This is a genomic window from Aphanizomenon sp. UHCC 0183 (assembly GCF_009712065.1).
Lineage (GTDB): Bacteria > Cyanobacteriota > Cyanobacteriia > Cyanobacteriales > Nostocaceae > Dolichospermum > Dolichospermum heterosporum.
Genome location: NZ_VILC01000166.1, coordinates 1 through 3,414, shown reverse-complemented (window position 1 = coordinate 3,414; position 3,414 = coordinate 1). Strand labels below are relative to the sequence as shown.

At 38.6% G+C, this 3,414-nt stretch carries 4 protein-coding genes and 1 pseudogene; 3 read left to right on the top strand and 2 right to left on the bottom strand.

All coding sequences use genetic code 11. The features are described from left to right. From FJR37_RS26665 to FJR37_RS25685, 3 genes and pseudogenes are all read left to right on the top strand, one after another. Positions 1–217 (top strand): annotated as a pseudogene (locus tag FJR37_RS26665) (hypothetical protein); the annotation flags it as partial. 71 nt (positions 218–288) lie between these two features. Further along, positions 289–534, top strand: coding sequence for a DUF5340 domain-containing protein (locus FJR37_RS25690; protein ID WP_168467483.1), 246 nt, complete (start codon positions 289–291; stop codon positions 532–534). A 167-nt stretch (positions 535–701) separates the two neighbouring features. Further along, a complete protein-coding gene (locus tag FJR37_RS25685) occupies positions 702–1,853 on the top strand; it encodes an alanine--glyoxylate aminotransferase family protein (protein WP_168467482.1) in 1,152 nt (383 codons plus the stop codon). 92 nt (positions 1,854–1,945) lie between these two features. On the opposite strand, the gene FJR37_RS25680 is transcribed toward FJR37_RS25685, so the two are convergent. Together FJR37_RS25680 and FJR37_RS25675 are read right to left on the bottom strand one after the other, a co-directional pair. Continuing rightward, positions 1,946–2,173, bottom strand: coding sequence for a DUF2949 domain-containing protein (locus FJR37_RS25680; protein ID WP_168467481.1), 228 nt, complete (start codon positions 2,171–2,173; stop codon positions 1,946–1,948). Positions 2,174–2,833: 660 nt separating this feature from the next. Then, positions 2,834–3,361 carry a DUF192 domain-containing protein gene (locus FJR37_RS25675; RefSeq protein ID WP_039202211.1) on the bottom strand — a complete coding sequence of 176 codons (528 nt, stop codon included), beginning with the start codon at positions 3,359–3,361 and terminating at the stop codon, positions 2,834–2,836. Between the last annotated feature and the right edge of the window lie 53 nt (positions 3,362–3,414).

Sequence of the window (3,414 nt, the reverse complement as noted above, 5' to 3'; positions counted from 1 at the left end):
TTACGAAAAAGGGAACAGGGAACAGGGAACAGGGAACAGGGAACAGAAAAAACTAAAGTTTCAGATTTTAAAGCTTAGTCAAGAATCAGTATTTCCATCTCATGTTTTTAAACATCAGTTTTTCTGTTACCTGTTGCTTCTTCCTCTAAAATTCTCATTTTTCCCGGCTATCTCCTGCTTAATAACTGCAATTATTTATTTCTTGTGTAAGAATTAATTTGGGGTTAACAAAACTTTAACTAAGTTAAAAATTAAACATCCCTAAGTTTCAACTTCATAATAAACTACATGGAGCCAATTCCTTTACCTTCTCCTATCCATTACGAACTTATACTTCAACTTTTAGAAAGACAAACCATGACTTCTCTAGGTCAAAACGAAGACCTACGCAATCAAGTTAACCAACTAATTATTACCCTGCGAAAAGCTGCATCCCAACAAAAGCGACTAGAAGAAAGTTTTCAATCGTCCTCTCTGATCATTGATCACCGTTGGTCTATTAACCATTTTGGTGATAAAGTAGATTGCTCATGATCAATGTCTATTTCCATTTAGACAAAACTCAGCCCTGCAAAAGTGGGGCTGATTAATACAGTTTTAAACTGGCATTCCTACGAAAAATTTGAGTAGGTTTTTTTGTGTTTTTATCCCCTAGAGGGGTTAATTTGTATTGTATTGAAATTTTCAACTAGGACACAAACATGGACGATAAATTGATGCTGATGATTCCTGGTCCTACCCCAGTTCCAGAAGCAGCTTTACTAGCATTAGCTAAACACCCTATTGGTCACCGCAGCGGTGAATTTAGTAGCATGATGGGAGAGGTGACAGAAAACCTCAAATGGCTACATCAAACCAGCAGTGATGTATTGATGCTAAATGTCAGTGGGACTGGGGCTGTAGAAGCGGGAATGATTAATTTTCTTTCTCCAGGCGATCGCATTTTAGTCGGTTCTAATGGTAAATTCGGTGAACGTTGGGTAGAAGTTGGTCAAGCCTTTGGCTTAAATGTAGAAGCAATCACCGCAGAATGGGGACAACCCTTAGAACCAGCCCAATTTGCAGCCAAACTGCAAGCTGATACCAACAAAGAAATCAAAGCCGTCATTATCACCCACAGCGAAACCTCAACCGGTGTCATTAATGATCTAGAAGCCATCAACCGCCACGTTAAAGAACATGGAGAGGCTTTAATTATTGTTGATGCTGTCACCAGTTTAGGGGCTTACAACGTCCCTGTAGATGCTTGGGGTTTAGACGTAGTTGCTTCTGGTTCACAAAAAGGTTACATGATTCCTCCCGGTTTAGGATTTGTCTCCGTCAGTCCTAAAGCCTGGGAAGCCTACAAAACCGCAAAATTGCCTAAGTATTATTTAGATTTAGGGAAATATCGTAAAGCCACCGCTAAAAATACCACTCCCTTTACCCCTCCCGTCAACTTAATGGTGGCACTACATACCACCTTAGGCATGATGAAAAAAGAAGGATTAGAATCCATCTTTACCCGTCATGAACGCCAAAAAAATGCTACTCGTGCGGCAATGAAAGCATTAAATTTATCATTGTTTGCGGCAGATGAATGTGCCAGTCCTGCCATTACCGCTGTAGCTACTCCAGGCATCGAAACCGATAAAATTCGTTCTTTGATGAAAAAACGGTTTGATATTGCTTTAGCAGGTGGACAAGACCACTTAAGTAATAAAATTTTCCGCATAGGTCACTTGGGTTTTGTATGCGATAGAGACATTCTTAGCTGTATCGCCTCCCTAGAAGTTGTTCTTCCACAAGTTGGTCATGAAAACTTCACCCCCGGCGCTGGTATAGCAGCAGCAGCAAAAGTTTTTGCCCAATAGTTATTAGACTCGTAATGGGTAATGGGTAATGGGTAATAGGTAATAGGTAATGGGTAAATTCTGCACCTACTCCCTGCCCCCATGCCTCTTCCCTACGCTGTTTCTAGCCAATCATAAATTTGTTCCAACTGTTCTAGTGTAATTAACCCATATTGCCAAAGAGTCATAGTTAAAGAACCAGGATCTTGATCACGGTTACGTAATGCTACAGCGAGGGAAGCAGCGGAAATTGCCAAATCTTCCTGGAGAAAATTAATTAGCCGAGAATATCTTGATGGTGTCATTTGTATCTCACCTACTTGAGTAGAATTGATGATCATAGGTTGTTTATCTAATTTTGTGGGTATTGTATAGCCAGTATTTTATGTGTCACCTTGCTATAAGTAGATTAGAGAATCGAGGTTGTATAAAAAAAAGTATATATTTTTCTAAATAACCCTTTTGTAAAGCATTAATCTATCTGAATCTACTACTAGACCAAGGTAATTAAAATCACGAAGCAATTTCTACTACAGTGACTTGTGTATCCCATCAGGATGATATTTAAGTAATACTTCAACCATCATGTTAGTGTCACCATTAACATCCTCTAGTTTTTTGTTTTGATTTAAGTAACAAAGATTTTATAGTTTATACTCACCTATTGGCGACTATTTACACTTGCGCCAAAAGGGAGATTTTGTTACTTAATTTTAAAAGTCGTGATTTTAACTGGAGAAACTAAAATCTGATGTTATTTAGGCTACTGATAAATATTAACCTCTTTACTACTATTTATGCCAGGTTTGGTAGTATTTTTTCAAAAAAATAATTTTGTACCAGATAAAAATTCAGCATAAAGACTTATGCTATTTTTACATAGAATTGTTGCTATAGCAGAAGTCAGAAGTTAAAAGTTAAAAGTCTCTTGTGGTATGGCTTTTACCAGAGATTTTGTATCTTATTCAAGTGCATAGAGCTACTGTCAATCTTGATTCTGTTTATGGAATAGCACCAGGAGCTAGAAAATCTATTTTTATCTGATCTCCTTTCTTTAAACCTAGTTCTTTGGCTCGTTCTGACCTAAGTTCAATTACTTGATCTATCAGGACATTAGGACCGTAGGTGGGGCAAGGTTCTATGTCACAAGGAGGAGCAGATGTTTGGATGTACTGAACCACACCTTGCCGGAGAAATACCATATCTAACGCAACGGGTACATTCTTCATCCAAAATTGTACTGGTTGTGCGTTCGGAAAAAGAAACAGCATTCCTCGGTTATCTGGTAAATCCTTTCTATACATCAAACCCATCTGTTGTTGTTCTTGTGTTCGTGCTACTTCTAACTGAATTTTTATATTTCGAGGCAGAGTAGCTTCAGCAGAAGTTGGCAAATTTTGACCAGCATTTACTGATGTTTGGGCTGATGATTCTGGTGTTACGGCTGGAGATTTAGCTGTGGTTGGTAATGAACAGCCCATGAGCAGGATACTAAGTAATATTGAACATAAACTAAGCCAAGAAATCATAACTCGTATAGGGAGTAGGGGGAGTGGGGGAGTAGGGGGAGTAGGGGAGTAGG